Genomic DNA, 659 nt, shown 5'->3' on the forward strand with positions numbered 1-659 from the left:
CTTCGCGGCCGAGCCAATCAGGCAGCATTTCGTCCGGCACGTCCTCCGGCGTCTCAAGTTCGGCGATCACAAGTCCCGCAAGCGGACCGCCGAAGACATCGATTTCGTAGAGATAGCCACGGTGCCTAACATGGTGACGTGTCTTCTCGATGACACGTCCGATGGCGAAGTCCAGCATCTCCACCGCCTCCGAGAGCGGGATCGAGTATTCGAATTCGTCGCGTTCGCGCGCCTTGCTGCCGAATTTGAGTGTCAGCTTGGCGGAACCGCCATCGCTGATGCGGATGCGCACCGTGCGCCCGGGGCCGGCAGCGAGATAGAACTGGAGAATGCGGATATTGGCCTCGGCCAGTTCCCGCCATGCGGTGCTGGTGACCAGGAATTTTCGTTCGACTTCCTTGCCCATGGCCGGGCACTAAAGCGTTTGCCGCCGTCGATGGCAAGATAATGACGAACAGAAGTTGACTTTAATCAATCGATTGATTAAACTGCGCTCATGGTCAAACTGCCTGAGCCCAAAATTCTTCGCCGCGAGCCCGCCGAGATGACGCGCGCGGCCCTTGTCCAGGCGGCGCTGAAGCTGTTCGGAAGGCAGGGCTTCGATGGCACCTCGACGCGCGAGATCGCCGCCGAGGCGCGAGCCAATATAGGCTCGATCG

At 60.1% G+C, this 659-nt stretch carries 2 protein-coding genes; one reads left to right on the forward strand and one right to left on the reverse strand.

What is annotated here, in order from left to right; genetic code table 11:
- Positions 1 to 406: CYTH domain-containing protein (locus EN893_RS36705; RefSeq protein WP_128362297.1), on the reverse strand; the 406-nt coding region annotated here is incomplete at its 3' end.
- Positions 407 to 496: 90 nt separating this feature from the next.
- Here EN893_RS36705 and EN893_RS36710 point away from each other — a divergent pair.
- A partial coding sequence (locus tag EN893_RS36710) for a TetR family transcriptional regulator (protein ID WP_164901531.1) occupies positions 497 to 659 on the forward strand: 163 nt, incomplete at its 3' end.

It is taken from the genome of Mesorhizobium sp. M7A.F.Ca.CA.004.04.2.1 (assembly GCF_004022825.1).
In the GTDB taxonomy this organism is placed as follows: domain Bacteria; phylum Pseudomonadota; class Alphaproteobacteria; order Rhizobiales; family Rhizobiaceae; genus Mesorhizobium.